Annotated in this window: 22 protein-coding genes; 17 read left to right on the plus strand and 5 right to left on the minus strand. The window is 48.6% G+C overall.

Annotated features, from left to right (window positions below; translation table 11 throughout):
- Positions 1 to 61: 61 nt before the first annotated feature.
- Positions 62 to 583, minus strand: a complete 522-nt coding sequence (locus tag B9D94_RS02850; protein WP_063477819.1) for a DinB family protein — start codon at positions 581 to 583, stop codon at positions 62 to 64.
- A gap of 75 nt (positions 584 to 658) precedes the next feature.
- Entirely contained in the window at positions 659 to 1,615 is a 957-nt protein-coding gene (locus B9D94_RS02855; protein WP_148246423.1) for a helix-turn-helix transcriptional regulator, read from the minus strand.
- 93 nt (positions 1,616 to 1,708) lie between these two features.
- Here B9D94_RS02855 and B9D94_RS02860 point away from each other — a divergent pair, with 93 nt between their 5' ends.
- The 6 genes from B9D94_RS02860 to B9D94_RS02885 all read left to right on the plus strand — a co-directional run bounded on the left by B9D94_RS02860 (position 1,709) and on the right by B9D94_RS02885 (position 6,118).
- Positions 1,709 to 2,377 carry a hypothetical protein gene (locus B9D94_RS02860; RefSeq protein WP_148246424.1) on the plus strand — a complete coding sequence of 223 codons (669 nt, stop codon included), beginning with the start codon at positions 1,709 to 1,711 and terminating at the stop codon, positions 2,375 to 2,377.
- A 106-nt stretch (positions 2,378 to 2,483) separates the two neighbouring features.
- Positions 2,484 to 2,708, plus strand: a complete 225-nt coding sequence (locus B9D94_RS02865) for a hypothetical protein (protein ID WP_006212820.1) — start codon at positions 2,484 to 2,486, stop codon at positions 2,706 to 2,708.
- 28 nt (positions 2,709 to 2,736) lie between these two features.
- Positions 2,737 to 3,399 (plus strand): ribonuclease H, encoded by a 663-nt coding sequence (gene rnhA, locus B9D94_RS02870; RefSeq protein ID WP_006212819.1) that lies wholly within the window; start codon positions 2,737 to 2,739, stop codon positions 3,397 to 3,399.
- 29 nt (positions 3,400 to 3,428) lie between these two features.
- Positions 3,429 to 4,211, plus strand: a complete 783-nt coding sequence (locus B9D94_RS02875; RefSeq protein ID WP_036643575.1) for a Cof-type HAD-IIB family hydrolase — start codon at positions 3,429 to 3,431, stop codon at positions 4,209 to 4,211.
- 429 nt (positions 4,212 to 4,640) lie between these two features.
- On the plus strand, positions 4,641 to 5,498 hold the full coding sequence (locus tag B9D94_RS02880; protein WP_148246425.1) for a CPBP family intramembrane glutamic endopeptidase: 858 nt from the start codon (positions 4,641 to 4,643) through the stop codon (positions 5,496 to 5,498).
- Between the two features lie 17 nt (positions 5,499 to 5,515).
- Positions 5,516 to 6,118: a TetR/AcrR family transcriptional regulator gene (locus B9D94_RS02885; RefSeq protein WP_006212817.1), complete on the plus strand. Its 603-nt coding sequence runs from the start codon at positions 5,516 to 5,518 to the stop codon at positions 6,116 to 6,118.
- A 152-nt stretch (positions 6,119 to 6,270) separates the two neighbouring features.
- Here the strand turns inward: B9D94_RS02885 and B9D94_RS02890 are convergent, their stop codons facing one another.
- Positions 6,271 to 6,654, minus strand: a complete 384-nt coding sequence (locus B9D94_RS02890; RefSeq protein ID WP_036643570.1) for a RidA family protein — start codon at positions 6,652 to 6,654, stop codon at positions 6,271 to 6,273.
- Between the two features lie 278 nt (positions 6,655 to 6,932).
- On the opposite strand from B9D94_RS02890, the gene B9D94_RS02895 reads away from it, so the two are divergent.
- The 4 genes from B9D94_RS02895 (at position 6,933) to B9D94_RS02910 (ending at position 10,041) form a co-directional block, all read left to right on the plus strand.
- Positions 6,933 to 7,334, plus strand: a complete 402-nt coding sequence (locus B9D94_RS02895) for an Rrf2 family transcriptional regulator (protein WP_006212815.1) — start codon at positions 6,933 to 6,935, stop codon at positions 7,332 to 7,334.
- A gap of 305 nt (positions 7,335 to 7,639) precedes the next feature.
- The gene (locus tag B9D94_RS02900; protein ID WP_253806100.1) at positions 7,640 to 8,296 is read left to right on the plus strand and encodes a ThuA domain-containing protein; all 657 of its coding nucleotides are present in this window, start codon (positions 7,640 to 7,642) and stop codon (positions 8,294 to 8,296) included.
- A gap of 117 nt (positions 8,297 to 8,413) precedes the next feature.
- Positions 8,414 to 8,884, plus strand: a complete 471-nt coding sequence (locus B9D94_RS02905) for a DinB family protein (RefSeq protein ID WP_006212813.1) — start codon at positions 8,414 to 8,416, stop codon at positions 8,882 to 8,884.
- Between the two features lie 257 nt (positions 8,885 to 9,141).
- On the plus strand, positions 9,142 to 10,041 hold the full coding sequence (locus B9D94_RS02910; protein ID WP_006212812.1) for a class I SAM-dependent methyltransferase: 900 nt from the start codon (positions 9,142 to 9,144) through the stop codon (positions 10,039 to 10,041).
- A gap of 102 nt (positions 10,042 to 10,143) precedes the next feature.
- Here B9D94_RS02910 and B9D94_RS02915 read toward each other — a convergent pair whose 3' ends face one another.
- Positions 10,144 to 10,527: a hypothetical protein gene (locus tag B9D94_RS02915; RefSeq protein ID WP_172963899.1), complete on the minus strand. Its 384-nt coding sequence runs from the start codon at positions 10,525 to 10,527 to the stop codon at positions 10,144 to 10,146.
- A gap of 223 nt (positions 10,528 to 10,750) precedes the next feature.
- Positions 10,751 to 11,629 carry an AraC family transcriptional regulator gene (locus B9D94_RS02920; RefSeq protein WP_006212810.1) on the minus strand — a complete coding sequence of 293 codons (879 nt, stop codon included), beginning with the start codon at positions 11,627 to 11,629 and terminating at the stop codon, positions 10,751 to 10,753.
- A gap of 204 nt (positions 11,630 to 11,833) precedes the next feature.
- Between B9D94_RS02920 and B9D94_RS02925 the strand changes: the two genes are divergently transcribed.
- From B9D94_RS02925 to B9D94_RS02955, 7 genes are all read left to right on the plus strand, one after another.
- The gene (locus B9D94_RS02925) at positions 11,834 to 12,568 is read left to right on the plus strand and encodes a ThuA domain-containing protein (RefSeq protein WP_006212809.1); all 735 of its coding nucleotides are present in this window, start codon (positions 11,834 to 11,836) and stop codon (positions 12,566 to 12,568) included.
- A 259-nt stretch (positions 12,569 to 12,827) separates the two neighbouring features.
- A complete protein-coding gene (locus B9D94_RS02930; protein WP_148248719.1) occupies positions 12,828 to 13,763 on the plus strand; it encodes a DNA-binding transcriptional repressor DeoR in 936 nt (311 codons plus the stop codon).
- A gap of 388 nt (positions 13,764 to 14,151) precedes the next feature.
- A complete protein-coding gene (gene deoC, locus B9D94_RS02935) occupies positions 14,152 to 14,817 on the plus strand; it encodes a deoxyribose-phosphate aldolase (protein ID WP_036643563.1) in 666 nt (221 codons plus the stop codon).
- A 76-nt stretch (positions 14,818 to 14,893) separates the two neighbouring features.
- Entirely contained in the window at positions 14,894 to 16,072 is a 1,179-nt protein-coding gene (locus B9D94_RS02940; RefSeq protein ID WP_063477813.1) for a NupC/NupG family nucleoside CNT transporter, read from the plus strand.
- A gap of 80 nt (positions 16,073 to 16,152) precedes the next feature.
- On the plus strand, positions 16,153 to 17,331 hold the full coding sequence (gene deoB, locus B9D94_RS02945) for a phosphopentomutase (protein ID WP_148246427.1): 1,179 nt from the start codon (positions 16,153 to 16,155) through the stop codon (positions 17,329 to 17,331).
- Between the two features lie 24 nt (positions 17,332 to 17,355).
- A complete protein-coding gene (deoD, locus tag B9D94_RS02950; protein ID WP_006212804.1) occupies positions 17,356 to 18,063 on the plus strand; it encodes a purine-nucleoside phosphorylase in 708 nt (235 codons plus the stop codon).
- A 108-nt stretch (positions 18,064 to 18,171) separates the two neighbouring features.
- A complete protein-coding gene (locus tag B9D94_RS02955; RefSeq protein ID WP_006212803.1) occupies positions 18,172 to 19,473 on the plus strand; it encodes a pyrimidine-nucleoside phosphorylase in 1,302 nt (433 codons plus the stop codon).
- The last annotated feature ends 105 nt before the right edge of the window (positions 19,474 to 19,578 follow it).

Raw genomic sequence — 19,578 nt, forward strand, 5'->3', positions numbered from 1 at the left:
GTACAGTAGGAACAGCTAGCCACTTGCGAGTCAAGAAAGGAGCCTTCGATTCTTCGAATCCTCACTTGAGGACCTGCTCCGACTCACTCCGGTACCAAAAAAAAGCGTAATCGGTCATCGTGGAGGAGCTTCCGAGCTGGCGCAGCATGGCGGTAATATTTCCCCGACGGTAGGTGCCATGATTCACGATGTGCAGCACGATTTCGGAGAAGCGGGTATCCCGGATGCCGGCATAGGGATTATCCAGCCGAATGCTCTGCTCAAGATCCGGATGCTGAGACAGAAAGGCCGTGAATTGTTCTGACAGCTCGATAAACCGAAGATTCAGGTCCTCCAGCAAAATTGTTTCCAGCTTCTCGCGAAGCAGGTAGGCATCCGCTAAAGCAGCGTTCATGTCCGTCCCGGACAATATCTTCATCCAACCGAGATCTGTTGTGTAGATCTGAGTCAACGCCTCAGATACGGTCGGGAAAATGCTCGTTATTTTCCGATTGTATACATCGCCCGGCAGCTCCAGCAGACGGTTGAATATGGCTTGATTCGCCCAAGCATGGTATTCATACATTTTGACGGGATAATTCATGAGCATTGTCCCCTTTAGCTTCGTGATTTGGTTTTGTTGAGATCAGTGTAAATAAAAAAGTATGACAGCGGACTGTCATACTTTTGCATAAAGCTGCAGCATTTTTTCTAGCTTCGATTGCATGCGTGTCCTTAAGCTGGCAGGCTCTATGATCTCGATATCCTCACCAAAGCTCAGCAGGGTGGACCAGAGCCACCCGGAGTCCGGATGGTCGATTTTAAATGTAAGGCGGAGTGATCCGTCCTCACAAAATTCCCGCTGGACATCATAGAAATGGTCCATTGCCTTCGCCAAAGCTTGAGTTGATACATGCAGCACGACTTCAATGCCATCTGAGGAAGCTTTCCATGCATGCGTTTCGTTCCTGTGGTGCTGCCGCTCTTGAAGATGGGGGCCTTGGGTGTGCTCCTCCGAATGTTTGCGCTGAAAGGGCTCAGCGGAAGCAGAGAGCTCCGACATTCTTGATATGCGGAATTCCCGGTAGTCGGCCCGGGTTCTGCAGAATCCGTACACATACCAGACGCTATATTTATACATAAGCCGAAGGGGCTCAACCTTCCTGTAAATCCGCTCATTTTTGGCGCTGATGTATTGAAAGGAAATCACGTGTTGATCCGTAATGGCGCCGCGCAGAAGACGAAGCGATTCATGGTGTGACCGCCAGCTCCCGATATCCATGGACAATCCTTGCGATGCAGAGCTGCCGGAACGGTCAATGGTCTGCAGCCGCTGTATGGTATCCATTGCCCGTTCATCCTCAAACACGGTTGACATGCTGTGCAGGATCGTGATTAAGGCGCTGACGTCGTAAGAGCCAAGCAGGCTTCTGTCCATCTTATACTGTTCCATGATGCCATATCCGCCGTTTACCCCTTGATAGGATACAACCGGAATGCCGGCTGCGCAGATTGCGTCAATGTCCCGATAAATGGTTCTCTGGGATACGTTATATTTCTCAGCCAAGGCAGACGCCGAGAGAATTTCGTTGTTCAGCAGCATATAAATCATGGATATGAGCCGCTCCAATTTCATATCGGTTGAACCCTCCTATCCTTATTGGGTCTATTCTCCAATGATTCCGTATTATATCATAGCTTTATAGAAAGAAAGGGGAGGAAGACACAGATGAGACAAAATATGAAATCTTTATTATTATCGCTGCTTGCAGCGTTATCTGTGCTGGCATTGTCCGCGTGCAGCGAGTCAGCTCTGTCAGATCCGGAGAAGAAACAAATTGTGAAGCAGGTTGAGCAGCTGGAGACGGCCGAATATAAATTGCTGCATTTTCAGACGGACTACCCGAAGTATCAGGCGGAGCTGGACGGGATTGTCAGCGATTCGTACAGGGATGTTATCAGCGACCGCATTATTTTCGGATATAACGAGAAGGAATATCGTGCTGCGGATTTGATGGGGATGCCCAAGGAGGAGTACGAGAAGCACAAGGAGCATATGCTCGGGCTGATTCATTCTATGGGGATGGACGAGGAGAAGGCCGTTATCCGCGTTTCGGAGCCTTATGGAAGCGAAGGGGCAGATGGTGTCTATGTCTACGTCTCGGAATCCAGGGAGCTGAAGGAGAGACTGCTGTCGCAGACGAACCGAAGATATTCGCTGGACAACGCGAGCGGATCGTGGACCATCACGAATGTAGATCAGGATAAGGTCACGATCGGAAGTGACGAACGTGATGACGAGGCTGAGGCGAAGCTGAACGGGCTGGAATACCAGACGCATGACGGAGTGAAGATCGTTTATCGGGACAAGGCCCTTGCGTTTGATGGATGGAAATGAACAGCTGTGTAAAGGGAGTGGGAGTCTGCGCGAGCTTTTCGTTCCATTCCCTTCGGGTTTGCCGTACAATATAGGGGAATTCCATAATATAAGGAGTGTGAGCCTCATGGCCCGTACCAAAACACAAAAAGCGCTCCGCCAAGCGGAACGTGCCGGCACATGGTCAGCCGCGATGATGAGAAAGACCAATGAAGATTATAGTTCACTGTCACAGCATGTGAGAGTCAAACCTACGAAACAAGAACAATTGCATAAGGTCAAACACAGAAAGCGGATCGGAGACGATGGCGCTTTTTTTGTTGGTTTTGGGGGATGTGATATAGTACGCTAGAGAGGTTAGCTCAGGATGGAGGTTTATGATGGCGAAGCAGAAATTTTATGTAGTCTGGGTAGGTAAGGTGCCCGGAATTTATACAAGCTGGGCCGAATGCCAGCAGCAGGTGAACCAGTTTACTGGCGCTAAATTCAAGGCGTTCGAATCCCGAAGCGAAGCGGAGAAGGCTTATGCTGCGGGCTATAAGAATTACTGGGGACAGCAGTCCGGAAGCGGTGCCGGAAGTTCAGCATCCAAGGGTTTCAAGCGAAGCAGTGCTTCACCTGACATAGATCCGGGAGAGATCGATTACGATAGCATCTCAGTGGACGTGGGAACGCGGGGAAATCCGGGACCTGTGGAATATAAGGGTGTAGATACTCAAACCGGGGATATTCTATTCTCATGCGGACCCATCCAGAAGGGGACGAATAACCTCGGCGAGTTTCTGGCGATCGTTCATGCGTTAGCTTATTTAAAGAAAATAGGAAGCACCAAAACGGTGTACAGCGATTCCATGAATGCGCTCAAGTGGCTGAAGCAGAAGAAGGTGGTGTCTACACTCCCGCGGGATGCATCAACCAAGGAAATCTGGGATCTGGTGGACCGGGCAGAGCACTGGCTTAGAACCAATACCTATGAGAACAAGGTGTTGAAATGGCAGACGAAGAGCTGGGGAGAGATTAAGGCCGATTACGGGCGCAAATAAAGAGAAAATTAACAGGAGGAAACCATACGATGACGTACAAAGCCGTGTTTTTTGATATAGATGGAACGCTTGTGAATGAAGAGAAGGAAATTCCACAGGATACGATCGATGCGATTCATCAGTTGAAAAAGAACGGGATCGACGTTTTTATTGCCACAGGGCGGGCGCCGTACTATTTTGAGCATTATGCTAGGCAGCTAGGTGTCGATTCCTTCGTAAGTTTTAACGGATCTTATGTCGTGTATCAAGGGAAAGCGGTATACGAGCACCCGATCTCCGAGAAGACGCTGGAGCTGTTGGAAAATACGGCGCTTGCGCACAATCACCCGATTGTGATGCAAGGTGCGGAAGCGGGATTTGCAAACCATGAGGAGCATCCGTATGTTGCCGAGTCTTTCTACGATCTGAGGGTCGAAGTTCCTGGATACCGCAGCAGCTATTGGAAAGAGGCCAAGGTATATCAAGCGCTGCTGTACTGTGAGGCGCATGAGGAAGAGCTGTATACCTCTGCAGAGGCTCCGTTCAGCGATGTGAGCTTTGTGCGCTGGCATCGGGTCGCTATGGATGTCATTCCGGGAGGCGGTTCGAAAGCCAAGGGGATCGAGGCTGTGCTGAAGCATCTCGGGATTACCGCCGAGGAAGCCGTGGCCTTCGGGGACGGGCTTAACGACAAGGAAATGCTGTCTTATGTAGGGCTCGGTATTGCCATGGATAATGCGCATGAGGAAGTGAAGCCGCTTGCTGATTATGTAACCAGGCATGTGAACGATGGCGGCATTCGCCATGGATTGGAGTATGCGGGCCTGATATAGGACAGGTTACATCATATGACCCGAAATCGGGCGCTGCCGCGGGCAGGCCTAAATTCATAAGCGAAGACAGGGAGGAGCTTCCCTTGTCTTCGCTTTTTTTAATATACCTTAGCGATATGCAGAAAAATCCAAATTCTATATTGTGGATAATTCAAGCTCTCACAGCAGTGAGACTCTTAATGGACTGTGCATAACATCGTTTTGGAGTTCTTTATACACAGAGTTATGAACATTATCCACGCTAGATTCGTGTAAATTGAATTTAAGTCGCATATTCCATGAAAGTTATCCAGTGTTTGTGAACATATGTGGAGAAGTGCAAAGATAAGTGAGCGTCAAAACTCTTGTTCAATGTTGACAGACCAAAATCAGCTATGTATATTTTATTTACCGACTATATAGTCGGTAAATAAAATGAGAGATGGGTGAATGTCATTGGAAAAAAAATATGGCCTTCAACCGCTGATACCGTTCAGCGTCAAATCTTTAGCAGGCTTCATCATCATTTTTATGATTTGGCAGGGCGACACTTTATTGTGGCTCAGTCTGCTTCATAACTTGATTCCCGCTACTCGCTCAGGACTGCCTGGTCTGATCACGCTGTATTTGTCCTTTGTTTTCCTGATTCTCGGAGTTTTCCTAGTCACCAGATATTTCTTCAAAATTCGTTTTAGAACATTTTTGTTTGAAGGTAATAGGCCTGATTTCCGGAAGTTTGTACGTTATTTTTTATGGTATTTATTTGCCCTTATCCTGTATTTGCTTGTGGATATAGGCGTACATCCTCAAGCTTTTACGCTTCATTTTGATCCGCTTCCATGGTTAGGTGTACTCCTCATTACCGCTCCTTTGATTTTGCTGCAAAGTGCTGCTGAAGAGATTTTCTTCAGAGGCTATATGTACCGTATGTTCAGATCATTAAGAGGCGGGGTATTCTGGTCCATCTTTGCCACTTCCCTAACCTTTGCCCTGATCCATGGTTTTAATCCCGAAATGCTAAACTATGGGATTTTTGGACCGTTGTATTACCTGCTGGGGGCCTTCTTTCTGGGAATCGTTGCTTACCACACCAATGGTCTGGCTGCTCCCATCGGGATCCATTTTGCCACGAATATTTTTAATACATCCATTTGGGGATATGGATCATCGACGTTGGATAATATGGGACTGCAGAGCATTGTATACCGTCACACGCTGGATATGCCGTTTGCATTCTTTGGGATTTTTGCTATTGTTATCACATATGGGGCTTTTCAATTTTTCAAGCATCAAAGGAACCGTCCATAAGGTTCCGGGAGGAACATATGACCAGAAGGCGACTGCCAGCAGAAGAAGCAAAAACGATCATATTAAACCATGCCAAGTTATTATTTATTGAAAAAGGTTATGACCGAGCCACAATGGACGACTTGTGTGCATCGACACAGATGAGTAAAGGCAATTTGTATCATCATTTCAAAAATAAAGAGGTGCTCTTTCTCCAATTGCTTACCCAGCATGCGGAACAAATGTCACAAAAGTGGCTTCATTTGATGGAGCATTCCACGTCTCCCAGCGAACAGCTGATTGAAATGGCTGATTTATTCGGCAGAGATTGTGAAAGTCCATTAGTCCAAGCACTCGAAGAGTATGCCAGAACACTTTCTAGCGAATCCGAGTCATTGGCTACATTGAGAGAGATCACAGAAGCAGCCTATCGTGCAATAAGGCAAGTGCTGCAAACGGGGATCGACCAAGGCGTCTTTATTAATGAAGATATCGAAACGTTGAGTTTTGGTGTAATGTCCACATTGGCTGGAGCAACGCAGCTCTGCCTAACGATGCCAAATCTAAGCGGGGACGAGTATGCAGCTCTGCATGTCAATGCGGTCAAGCTGCTATTAAAGGGGATATCGATTGAACGATAATGAAATGGCCGGAGCAGCCTTGCGAGAAAATGATACACACGTAAAAGCCGCATCGTTGCGGCTTTTTGTGTTTTTACGATCTATAATTTTGTCTAAACCGGAGGGTGATCCAAAGCTCGGGCCGCACCTGCTGTGCCGACCACGGTGACGAGTTAGTCCGTGTGTGCAACGGCGCTTATTTCAATCCATTGTTCAGCGGACGCAAGATAGGTCACGCCGAGGAGACAGCCAGCCGGCCGGTGTTGTCCTACGTATTCCTTGAACAGTCTGATGACCGGATCGAAATGTTCTTCAGCGTTTGTTAAATAGATCTCCACATAAGCGAGGTTCGACCTCGTGACATCAAATCCCGCCAGTACGCGATCTAGATTTTCCAGCGTTTGCCGGGTTTGTGCCTCGATATCGCCTTTGCCAACGAACGTGCCCTCCGTGTCGTGGGAAAATTGCCCCGAAATGTAGATAGTTCCGTTTACGGAGTAACCCTGGGTGATGCCGTGATCCCAAAGACTGTGATTGTAGCTTTTGATATTCGTCATTTTTTTCTCTCCTTTACTTGAAGTAAGGTTAGTATAGATTGAAAGTATATAAAAAAATAGTACGCACATTATTGATAGGTACTATCAAAAAGGATAGTGTACGAAGTGAGACTAAGAAGGGCTTGAGCTCAAAATTGATCATGTGAAGAAACTCGATGTATGCAAGCCAGAAACATGAATATGGTTCAATATGGCGTAAAGCGCATGTTTTCTTCTTGACGTAATGAAACAAAATAGCTATTATAGACCTGTGAAGTCCCTAATTGAGGTGATGTTGAATGAAGTACTCCAAGGCTACAGACTATGCCCTCCATACGATGCTCTTTCTTACTGCGGCGACTCCCCAGAAGCCAATAGGCGTACAGCAGTTGGCGGAGCGACAAAGTGTGTCTCCCACCTATCTGTCCAAAATACTGACCAAGTTGGTGAAGGCGGGCATGATCGAATCGATAACGGGGGTGAATGGCGGCTATCGCCTCAAACGAAATTGGGAAGATATTTCGTTTCTGGATATTATCCATGCGATTGAAGGTTCGGCTTCCTTGTTCGATTGCAGTTTCGATCATGGACCAGGATGCCCGATTCAGAAGGTGGTGTTGTCGGCAGAAGAGAAGATGGAAGAACTGTTGAGAAATCAGAAAATGTCGGATCTTGTACGTGAACATAACATCGTTATATGATCCTTCCTTTTTTTAAGTCAATTAAAGACAATAAGAGTCTTTGAAGTCTGTAATATGATTTTTAACGGGCATGATTGAATCGATAATGGGGGTGAATGGCGGGTATCGATTTAAACGAAGCCGTTAGCCCATGGGTGACAAGTGATGGTTATCTAGCGGCCGTGCTGCCGGATGTGTCTGCCGATCGCATTATTTTTTAGCTTGTGATGGACCCCCCAATGCGCACCTTGGCGAACAGCTGATCTTGATGGATTATGAAGGACAAGAGCGACCCTGATCAATGGGAAGGAGAGGAGACTATGAATATGAATATCAATATGAAAGCAATTGCGCTTGGACAATACGAGGGAGCGAAATATCATCCTTTTGCGCATATTGATCACGAATTACAAACCATATTTGAACCTATGGACGTTGAATGTACGGATGATTACGCCGTGCTTCAGGAGGATAAGCTGGAGGGCTATGATCTGTTCATATCGTACGCGGATTTCTCGGATCTGGAGATCACCCCAGATCAGGTGCAAGCGCTCATATCCTATGTGAGAAACGGTGGCGGCCTGCTAGTCATCCATAACGGTATCTCACTGCAGCAAAGCCAAGAGCTCGAAAAATTAATCGGCGGCAGGGTTACGGGACATCCGGACTATACGTCACTGCCAATTCGATATAATCGGGGGAGTCACCCTATTGTGGAGAACTTAAGCGATTTTACAATAGATGAAGAACCGTTCCGGTTCGAGCTGAGTCCGCATGAATCAGCGGTTATACTTGCCGAATATGTGCATGATGGCCAGCGGTGGCCTGCTGCGTGGGCACATACATATGGCTCTGGCCGCGTGGTATATCTGATGTCGGGGCATCATCTTCCATCTTTCCAGGTGGAATCCGTGCGTAAGCTGATTCGGAATAGCGGAATGTGGGCTGTTCGGGGGGCGAAGAGTAGTGATGCGACATCCTAATTTTATGTGCATCGCTATTAACGGCGGTATTTTTTAGCGCTTTGTATGGCGATTAACTAGGTGGGGAAATCCGCAATTTAATCATACGTAGCTTATTATCAAAAGGAGGGGAAGAAGATGGATGTATTCAAAAGCCAGTATGATTTGATTAAGCGTACAAGGGAATCATTATTTCGTTACTGCGAAACTATGTCCCCCACAGATTATGTTAAAGAAGTTGAAGCCCTGGGCGGAGTTTCTATTCGGAGTCTGCATGTTCATGTAGCTGATTGTTATCGGGTATGGTTGGGGAATCGTGGCCTTGGCAAATCACTTTCCAGATTAAAACCGGAATCCGTTGACAATGTGCAGGGAATGCGTGAAGTTTTTAAGAAAACGGATGCCCTGGTTTATGAATTTCTGAATGAATTTAAAAACCAATGGGATCCTACCGTTCAAGCATCCTGGCAGAGTGACAGCGTAGAGTTAACCGAATTATGGCTATTTACCCATGCCATCACGCACGAATTTCATCATAGAGGACAAATTGTGAAAATAGGCAGGCAGCTCGGATATATCCCGCCGAAAATGAACCTCGCTAAATCTTAGTGATTTCATTTCATGGAGATACGTTACTGCCCGAGCTGGTGAAGGCGAGCATGACAATCCTGGGCCAGAACGCCCGATTGTTGTTGCGATTGCAGGTTTCGTCCTTTCTCTTTTCATGAAGCGTGTTCACATATCGGTCAGAAGGACAGGAACGTTTAGCCATTCCCGACCCCATGTGAAAAATGATTATGAATAGACCTCCATGTTGGTTTTTCAATTGAGTCATAAAAATCGTGAGAAAATAGGTGATGTATACAATGAGCCATGAACTGTTTGATTCGGCGGTATGGGAAAAAGCATGGAAGGAAGATCCGTATACGGGTGTAAACAAGATGAAGAGGGCCGGCATCGACCCGGCTCATTCATTTGATTCATCGGCTAAGTCATTCGATAAAGAAGTGTTCAGCGAAGAAGGCAGACAAAGGGCTAGACGGATTATGAACTGGCTGGAGGACCAGGGCGTTGAATTTTCAGGATCTTCTGTTCTGGATATAGGTGCGGCGTCGGGTGGCTTTTCCGTACCTTTCGCGGAGCGGGGAGCGGATGTAACCGCGGTGGAAACCTCCCTTCCGTTGGTCGAGCTCCTGCAGCAGAATAGTTCAGCCTTGGTCAATGGAACGGTCAAGGTGGTACACGAACCTTTCGAAAATATTGATCTTGAGGCAAAAGGATGGGAGCGAGCCTTTGATCTTGTCTTTGTCTCCATGTGCCCGGTTTTGGTTGATTGGGCCAGTGTGGAGAGGGTACTGAGCTGCGCGAGGGCGTTCTGCTACATGAGCTTGGCGGTAGGTTTCAGGGAGCACAGCTTGGTTGACGAGATATGGCCGCTTGTCACTGATCGCCCCCGAAAGACCGAGCATTTGGAGATGATTTACCTGACCCAATTACTGCTGCTGAAGGGCTACTCTTATCAATCGCTGGTAACCCGAGAGGTGAAAACAACAACGCTTTCCAAAGAGGCGGCATTCCATGATACGATCAAATGGTTGAATATGCACGGCTTGACTGTGGATGAGCGGGTTCGTGGCATCGTCTCGAGGCATCTGGACAATCATTATCCGACTGACGAGGTTCCGCTTCGGCAAGGAGGCAGCTTTGGTAAGGTGCTCGTTCGATTGCAAGACGAGAATATGTACAGCAGAGAAGATAGGGGTTAGCCCGAACAGCATGGGGGCAAGAATAACTTCCCCAAATGTACTGCCATTCCGTATCCAAACGTTACTACATTCAGCGTTTTCGGCAAAACCGGAAATACTCCCTTAACTTTCTTTTGTAGGCGTAGAATTAACCACTTTCCATTGATCCTGTTGGTAAGCTAGAGTTACTTTTGCGGTGAGCCCGCCCTCATTCGAACGATACTTGCTTACCTCGATAGTCATGTTGTTCTGATCCGATTGCTCCTGCTTTTCGATGCTCAGTAAAATCCCTTTACGTTTGGTATCACCAGCGTCATATAACCCTTGCGCAACCAATTGTTCATAGGTGAGATGATAAATCTTCACGTTATATCGGCTTTGCAGGTATTCCTCGATGCTTTGCTTATCTGAATCCTCTGATGGAAGCTCTTCATCGAAATCCAGTGAAATGAACTCCATGCCGTCATTGAGGGCTGTATCGGTTGATATTAATTCATCCAGCGCCAAGCGATAAGGCTCCGCTAACCCGATCTGCGAATCTGAGCCAGTAACGCCATTGGCGCAAGCTGATATGAGAAAAACGACTACAACACTGAGCACAACATACAACGACTTGAATCTTATGATAATCCCCTCCTTGGCATTCGCTACTTAAACTAACGCATTCCGTCCATTTAATGTTCCATTTATGCCTGATATTTTCCAACAAAAAAAGCGGCTGACCGCCGCTTTATTTCTTCTCATGCACCTGTTTATAGTATTGATTGGGGGACATGCCAACGTATTTTTTGAACACCTTGCTGAAATAGAATGGATCATCCAGGCCGGTCAGATACCCGATCTCCCCGAAGCTGAGATGGGTGGCCTCAATCAGCTCCTTGGCATGATGAATCCGGACTTGGTTCACGTAGCGCATGATCGTAAGGCCAGTGAGCTTGGCGAACACCCGGTTGATGTAGTCATAATTGCATTCGAAGCGCAGCTCGATTTCCGAGCTGATGATCTTCTGGGCGTAGTGTTCATGGATGTAATCCAGCAATGCATGCACCTTCATGTAGGACTTGGTATGCGGGCTGTCGTTCTCCAGCTCGTCGAAGAGGCTCTCGCGGGACAGCTCGATCAGCATTTCCATGAATTTGAGCGCGGTCAAACTGCGGTTGAAGTGCTTGCGTCGGTACAGTTGCAGCATTTCACCCAGGGCATGGTGCATATGATGGAGGCTTTTTTTCTGAGTCAAGGTGCAGGTCTTAGGGAAGTATAGCTGCCTGTTGCTATCCTTGCCTGCGGGGTCGCTCTCACCTATTATCCATTGTTTGGCAAGCAGGGATAAGGGACGGTCCGGTGCTGGATGAATATCCGGATGTTCAAAATGAATATAGTAGTAGTCGCAGGCATGCTTGCGGGTCCCCTCATGGTCCAGATGCGGTTCAAGCACGAGCAAGTCGCCTTTCTTGAGCACATGGGCCACACCATTCTCCTGAAGATGAAGCTCGCCGCTCTTCACAAAATACAGAATAAACTCGTGCGTATTCCGCTTGAAATGAATCCAGGGGTTCTTGTAGGAGACAAATCCCATGAGTTTGATTCTTGGTACATAGTCCGCGTTCATCGATAGCACGAATACACCCTCTCTCCCCCAAAAAAACGCAAAGTCGTTTTTGTACAAAAAGAGTAACTTTCTCACATTCCCGTTCATTGTAACACAGCCTATACTTGGGGTGAATTTAAATGGTTTGCCAACGAACGATGGATGTTATTTGCTGATTTTGGTCGGAAGAACGCAGAATGATCATACTTTGGGAGGTCACTAACCATGGCTAGGATTAATGTAACGGTATGGAATGAATATCGGCACGAGAGACATAATGAACAGATTGCAAAAATTTACCCCGAAGGCATACACCGGACGATTGCGGACTTTCTGGAGAAGGATGCCGAGTTTTATGTACGTACAGCCGTTTTGGATGATCCGGAACATGGTCTGACAGATGAAGTGCTAGCTTCAACAGACGTTCTGCTCTGGTGGGGGCATGTGGCACATGGTGAAGTGAGAGATGATATCGTGGAAAAAGTACGCCAGCGCGTACTGGACGGCATGGGGATCATTGTGCTCCATTCCGGGCATGGATCGAAGATTTTTCAGCGCCTTCTTGGCACGAATACTGGCGCCCTGAAATGGCGTGATGATGGCGAGAAGGAACGTTTATGGGTTATTGATCCAAGCCATCCTATCGTTAGCGGGCTCGGAGAGTATATTGAAGTTCCGCAGGAGGAAATGTACGGAGAACGCTTTGAGATTCCGGCACCGGATGAACTGGTGTTTGTCTCCTGGTTTGAAGGCGGCGAGGTGTTCCGCAGCGGCTGCTGTTATAAGCGGGGGCGCGGCAAGCTGTTCTATTTCAGACCGGGTCACGAAGCGTTCCCTACCTATCATCTGCCGGACATTCAGCAGGTGATCGTGAACGCCGTAGGCTGGGCGGCTCCGATCCAAGGCGCCAAGGCTTCCTATGGCCGAGTATCTCCGCTCGAATACAATCAGCCGGTATAGGCTGGTAGATGGTAAGTGGCAAGTGCCCGTTGTTAACGCGTGAAGCGACTGAGTTTTCAGCGATAGCATGTGCTGCGCGGGTGCTTGTCTGTTTTTGCAAGGAGGCAGTTGGTTGACACAGGAATTCCTATGATGCTGCACATCAAATTGCGAACATATCGCAAATTTATGTGCTTCTTTTGCATGGCTATCGAAATCCGCATAAGAACGCTGTATAATGTACCCAAATTGTATACGACACAACAAAGTGGGTTGGATGATGGAACAGGATAAACAGCGTCTCAGTATCGAGGCCGCAAGATTGTACTATATGTCGGATTACAGCCAGCAGGATATCGCCACCAGGCTCGGCGTTTCACGCCCTACGGTTTCAAGGCTTCTTCAGCACGCTAAAGAGCAGGGGTATGTGCAGATCAGCATTGTGGACCCGCTTGAGAATCTCGATGCTTTGGGCGAGAGGGTCAAGAAGGTATACAAGCTGGAGGAAGTGCTTATTAGCTATTCTCCCATCAATGAGTATCGTGAAATTCAGAAGCATATCAGCAAAAGGGCAGCCGATTATTTGCATGAAACGGTTCAGGATGCCGACATTATCGGCGTGACCTGGGGAACGACCATGCATGCCGTGGCGCTGCAGCTGCAGCAGAAATCGGTCCGTGGCGTAGAGGTCGTGCAGCTGAAGGGCGGGGTCAGTCATTCGCATGTGAACACGTATGCAGCGGAGATTGTCAATCTCTTCGCGGAGGCGTACCATACGATGGCGAGATATTTGCCGCTGCCCGTCATATTTGACACGATGGAACTGAAGGAAATGGTTGAGAGGGACAGGCATATCCAGCGAATCATTCAATTAGGCAAACAAGCCAACATTGCCATGTTTACGGTGGGCACGGTGCATGAAGATGCGCTCCTCTTTCGACTCGGCTACCTGAGCGAGAAAGAACAGAAGCTGCTGCAGCAGGTCGGCGCAGGTGATATCTGCTCCCGGTTTTTTGACGCCGAGGTCCGGGTGTGCAGTGAGGATATCAACAGCCGTACGGTCGGCATCGATTTGGAGGATTTGCGGCACAAGGAGAAATCCATTCTCGTTGCAGGCGGACAGCGAAAGGTAGATGCCATAAGAGCTGCGCTAATCGGTAAATATGCCAACATACTTGTGACGGATCAGTTTACGGCGCAAGCCTTGCTTTCATGAAATCGTGCATGTCGATGCACAAGAAGGATCAAACACACCTCATTGCGGTGATCATCGAAGCGGATCGGCTTCGTGCTCACCTTCATGAGGTGTGTTTGTGCTGTGGAATATGTGACGGACTAGTGAAGGGACCGTATCTTCTGTTTATGTTTACCCCGACAGGGTATAGAGCATAGTAAACAAAGAGTTGTTAGATTATTCCTGAATGATGGCAAGTTGTTAAGCGAACAATGATAAATATCATTGCCATAAATCGGAATGAACATATTTTCACCATGTGTTTTACATATGTTCATAGCTGTGATATGATGGTCCCGTCTACAGGTTTAAGCGTAATGAGAGCGCTTTTACAAAATTACAAAAATTATATTAGGGAGTGTTTAACCAGATGAATATAGCAGGAATGATTGACCACACACTGTTGAAGGCGGATGCAACCCAAGCCGAGATTACGAAACTTACAGATGAGGCCAAAAAATACGAATTTGCTTCGGTTTGTGTGAACCCGACTTGGGTATCCTACTGTGCTGAGCAGCTTGCGGGCACTAAGGTTAAAGTATGTACCGTTATCGGCTTCCCGCTGGGAGCTTCGACAACAGCAGCCAAAGCATTTGAAGCGAAGGACGCTATTGCCAATGGGGCTGGAGAAGTGGATATGGTCATTAACATCGGGGCGCTTAAAGATCGTAATGATGAGCTCGTGCTTAAGGATATCCAAGCTGTAGTGGATGCAGCTAAGGGCAAAGCGCTGGTTAAGGTCATCATTGAGACAAGCCTTCTGACCGAGGAAGAAAAGGTGCGTGCATCCGAGTTGTCCGTGAAAGCGGGAGCGGATTTTGTTAAGACCTCTACAGGCTTCTCTACAGGCGGAGCTACTCCGGAAGATGTTGCCTTGATGCGCAAGACCGTTGGTCAGAACACCGGCGTTAAGGCGTCCGGCGGCGTACGCAGCAAAGAAGATATGGAAGCTATGATCAAAGCGGGCGCAACCCGAATCGGTGCAAGCTCCGGCGTGAAAATCATGGAGGGCGGCCAGTCCAGCTCATCCTATTAATGTAACCAGCAGTTCTGAATGATCATCGGGTAACCGTGTTATATCATAAAAATTCACCTATGGGGGAACAACGACGATGAAATTTTTAATCGCCATACTAGGTTTGCTGGTCGTATTCGGTCTTGCGTTCCTTATCAGTAATGATAAGCGCAAAATTCGTTATCGTCCGCTGGCTGTAATGATTGTGCTGCAGCTGATCCTGGGATTTATCCTGCTGAACACCAATATCGGCGAGTATCTTGTCAAAGGGATAGCGAATACGTTTAAAGCGCTGCTTGACTACGCGGGAGCCGGAATCGAGTTTGTATTTGGTGGCATTGCCAATGAAGGTGCAGGTCCGTTCTTCTTGAACGTTCTGCTGCCCATCGTGTTTATTTCCGCGTTGATTGGTATACTTCAATATATTAAGGTACTGCCGTTTATCGTAAGATATATCGGTCTCGTCTTAAGTAAAGTCAACGGCATGGGAAAGCTGGAGTCTTACAATGCGGTAGCTTCCGCGATCCTGGGGCAATCCGAGGTGTTTATATCGGTTAAAAAACAGATCGCCTTAATTCCGAAGCACCGTATGTATACGCTCTGTGCTTCCGCGATGTCCACGGTATCGATGTCGATCGTAGGTGCGTATATGACCATGATCGAGCCGCGGTACGTGGTGACCGCGCTGGTACTCAACCTGTTTGGCGGATTTATTATTGCTTCCATCGTGAACCCATATAAGGTGGAGAAGGATGAGGATATCCTGGAAGTGCAGGAAGAGGAGAAGCAATCCTTCTTCGAGATGCTGGGCGAATACATCATGGACGGTTTCAAGGTAGCGATTACCGTTGCCGCGATGCTTCTCGGATTTGTTGCATTGATCGCGATGATCAACGGCATCTTTGATATGATTTTCGGGATATCTTTCCAAGAGCTGCTAGGATTTATCTTTGCTCCCTTTGCTTTTGTCATGGGTGTGCCTTGGAAAGAGGCAGTGGACGCCGGCAGTATTATGGCAACGAAGCTTGTATCGAATGAGTTCGTAGCCATGCTTGAGCTGTCCAACTTCACGAATCTGTCCGAGCGCACCATTGGTATCGTGTCCGTATTCCTGGTGTCGTTCGCAAACTTCTCCTCCATCGGCATTATTGCCGGTGCGGTGAAGGGGCTAAACGAGAAGCAGGGGAATGTGGTTGCACGTTTCGGCTTGAAGCTGCTGTACGGTGCAACGCTGGTAAGCGTGCTGTCTGCAACGATTGCCGGACTGTTCCTGTAATCAAGGGATGGAAGTAAACAACAAGCGAGCCTTATGGATAGTTTGATTTTTTGAGATCATATATGAGGGGGAGCATGGATATGGAACGTTTTGACCGAATTCACTTGATTGTACTGGATTCTGTAGGCATCGGTGAGGCACCGGATGCGGCTGATTTTGATGATATCGGATCTGACACGCTGGGGCATATCGCCCGCGAATGCGGGGGGCTCAACATGCCGAATATGGCAGCGCTTGGGCTGTCGAACATCCGGGAGATCGAAGGAGTGCCTGCTGCCGATAAACCTCGGGCCTATTATACGAAGATGCAGGAAGCTTCGAACGGCAAGGATACGATGACAGGTCATTGGGAGATCATGGGCCTGTATATTGATACGCCTTTCCGAGTGTTCCCGGACGGTTTTCCGGATGAGCTGATTCAGCGAATTGAAGCGAAGACCGGACGCAAGGTTATCGGCAACAAGCCGGCAAGCGGAACGGAGATCATTGAAGAGCTTGGCGAGGAGCATGTAAAGACAGGCGCGCTGATTATTTATACCTCGGCGGACTCTGTGCTGCAAATCGCGGCGCATGAGGATGTGGTTCCCCTGAAGGAACTGTATGAAATTTGCGAATTCTGCCGCGAAATTACGCTGGAAGATCCTTATATGCTCGGCCGGATTATTGCGCGTCCGTTCACTGGCGAGGTTGGCAGCTTCAAGCGTACCGCGAACCGGCATGATTATGCCTTGAAGCCTTTTGGACGCACAACCATGAACGAGATGAAGGATGCAGGACTCGAAGTGATTGCCCTCGGCAAAATCTCCGATATTTTTGATGGTGAAGGCATTACGAAGGCTGTCAGAACCGTATCGAATATGGACGGCATGGACAAAATGGTGCAGACCATGGATGATTCCTTCAAGGGTCTGAGCTTCATAAACCTCGTGGATTTCGATGCGGTGTACGGGCACCGCCGCGATCCGAAAGGATATGGCCAGGCATTGGAGGATTATGACCAGCGCCTGCCAGAGGTGTTCGAGAAAATGACAAACGATGATCTTCTGATCATCACGGCAGACCACGGGAATGATCCTACTTACAAAGGGACGGATCATACGCGGGAATACGTACCGCTGCTTGTCTACTCCCCGCGTTTTGCGGAAGGCAAGGAGTTGCCGCTGCGCAAGACCTTTGCCGACATTGGGGCCACGGTTGCAGACAATTTCGGGGTGAAGCTGCCGGAGCATGGCATAAGCTTTTTGAATGATTTGAAATAAATCGAAAAGTGGAGGAATTTGCACATGAGTACACATATTGGAGCGAAGCCGGGAGATATCGCAGAATCGATTCTGCTGCCAGGCGATCCGCTGCGGGCTAAATTTATTGCCGAGACGTATCTGGAGGATGTAACCTGCTACAACGAAGTGCGGGGGATGCTCGGATTTACGGGAACTTATAAGGGAAAGCGCATCTCCGTGCAGGGCTCGGGCATGGGCGTGCCTTCCATCGGTATCTATGTCAACGAACTCATTCGTGATTATGGCGTCAAAAATTTGTTCCGTGTCGGAACCTGCGGCGCGATGCAGGAGCATGTTCGTGTGCGCGACGTCATTCTGGCTCAGGCAGCATGCTCGGATTCCGGTATGAACCGCCATCACTTTAGCGGCTATGATTTCTCTCCGATTGCCAGCTTCCCGCTGCTGCTTGGTGCATATGAGCGCGGCAAGGACAAGGGCTTGAAGATGCATGTCGGCAATGTGTTCACATCCGATGTATTTTACCGTGAGGACAAGTCGGTGGTTGAGAAGCTGATGCAGCATGGCGTGCTGGGCGTAGAGATGGAGACAACGGCTCTCTACACGATTGCGGCACGGTTCGGTGTGAATGCCCTGACAATCCTGACGGTAAGTGACCATTTGCTGACAGGGGAAGAGACTTCCTCCGAGGAGCGCCAAACCACGTTTAACGAGATGATGGAAGTAGCGCTGGATACGGCGATTTCGTTGTAAGGAATGACGAAGGAATCCGGGGGCAGCAGCGATCGGTCGAACCATTCGCCTTTGTAGTGCTGCCCATAGAAAGAACACAATCATCGCAAACAGTGAGGAGAATGTACGATGAGAATGGTTGATTTAATTGCGAAGAAACGCGACGGCAAGGAACTGACAACAGAAGAGATCAATTTCTTTATCGATGGATATACCAAGGGAGATATTCCTGATTATCAGGTAAGTGCCATGAATATGGCGATCTATTTCCAGGACATGTCCGACCGGGAGCGGGCGGACTTGACGATGGCGATGGTAAACTCCGGAGAAACGATTGATCTGTCCGCAATTGAGGGAATCAAGGTTGATAAGCACTCCACCGGGGGTGTTGGCGATACGACAACGCTTGTATTGGCACCGCTCGTAGCGGCTCTGGACATTCCCGTAGCGAAGATGTCCGGACGCGGTCTCGGTCATACCGGAGGAACGATTGACAAGCTGGAGTCCATTGAAGGCTTCCACGTGGAGATCAGCAAAGACGAATTTGTGAACCTTGTGAATCAACATAAAATTGCTGTAATCGGCCAAACCGGGAACCTCACCCCGGCTGATAAAAAGCTGTATGCACTGCGGGATGTGACGGCAACCGTCAATTCCATTCCGCTGATTGCCAGCTCTATCATGAGCAAGAAAATTGCTGCAGGTTCCGATGCGATCGTATTGGATGTTAAAACCGGTGCGGGCGCGTTCATGAAAACCGTGGAGGACGCCAAGGAATTGGCGCATGCCATGGTTAGCATCGGCAACAACGTCGGCCGCAAAACGATGGCCGTCATCTCCGATATGAGCCAGCCCCTTGGGGCTGCGATCGGCAACTCGTTGGAGGTTCAGGAAGCGATTGATGCGCTGCGCGGCGAAGGTCCGAAGGATCTGGAGGAGCTGTGCCTGGCTCTGGGCAGACAGATGGTTTATCTGGCGCAGAAGGCAGACTCGCTTGAAGATGCCGAGGAGAAGCTGCGTGAGGTTATCCGAAACGGCAAGGCACTGGAGAAGTTCAAGGAGTTCATCCAGAACCAAGGCGGCGATTCGTCTGTGGTGGATCATCCCGACCGGCTGCCGAAGGCGCAATATCTGATAGAGCTTCCTGCACAGCAGGACGGCGTTGTCGCCGAACTGGTAGCGGATGAGATCGGTACCGCGGCGATGCTGCTTGGGGCCGGACGTGCAACGAAGGAATCCGAGATAGATCTGGCTGTAGGCCTGATGCTGAACAAGAAAGTTGGCGACACCGTGAAGAAGGGTGACTCCCTCGTCACGATTCATGCCAACCGCGAGAACGTGGACGACGTGAAGCAGAAGCTGTATGAAAGCATTCGAATTGCTGATCATGCGGATGCACCTGTATTGATCTATGATATCGTAACGGAGTAGGTTAAATCCTAATCCGATCAAGCCATAACGCTGATCACCGTCAGGCGAAGCGAAGACTCTTCAAGATAGGGGGAGAGGGAGCTCTGCCCGGTGTGTCAGCACGAT

The organism is Paenibacillus sp. Cedars, from assembly GCF_003184205.1.
In the GTDB taxonomy this organism is placed as follows: Bacteria; Bacillota; Bacilli; order Paenibacillales; family Paenibacillaceae; genus Paenibacillus_AQ; species Paenibacillus_AQ glucanolyticus.